The following is a 521-nucleotide window of genomic DNA, read 5'->3' on the forward strand; positions in this document are numbered from 1 at the left end:
ATGTAGCCGGATTCAGGGCGGGCCAATCGACGCATTCTGATCGTGGATGACACCGCCTCTATCCATGAAGATTTCCGCAAGATTCTGTGCGCCAATCCCAACGATGCCCCCTCACTGGACAGCCTGGAAGAAGCCCTGTTCGGCACCGCGGCGCCGGTGCGCCAGGCGTTTTTGCTGGATTCGGCCTATCAGGGCCAGGAGGCCCTTGCCCTGGTGAACAAAGCCCTGGCGGACGGTGCGCCCTACGCCATGGTATTTATCGACATGCGCATGCCGCCCGGCTGGGATGGCCTGCACACCATTGAACAGTTGTGGAACGTCGACCCCAACCTGCAGATTGCCCTGTGCACCGCCTACTCCGATTACTCCTTTGAGGCCATCGAAGCGCGATTGAAGTACAACGACCAGCTACTGATCCTGAAAAAACCCTTTGACCACCTGGAAATCCGCCAGATGGCCAGCGCCCTGACCTGGAAATGGCAGCTCGCCCAAGCCGTCGCCCTCAAGGTACTGGGCCTGGA

Annotated in this window: 1 protein-coding gene; it reads left to right on the forward strand. The window is 59.7% G+C overall.

Features of this window, described 5'->3' with window-relative positions; genetic code table 11:
• Positions 1–33: 33 nt before the first annotated feature.
• On the forward strand, positions 34–521 hold a 488-nt coding region (locus tag FEM54_RS33755; protein WP_171045987.1), incomplete at its 3' end, for a response regulator transcription factor.

The sequence above is a fragment of the Pseudomonas edaphica genome, from assembly GCF_005863185.1.
In the GTDB taxonomy this organism is placed as follows: Bacteria; Pseudomonadota; Gammaproteobacteria; order Pseudomonadales; family Pseudomonadaceae; genus Aquipseudomonas; species Aquipseudomonas edaphica.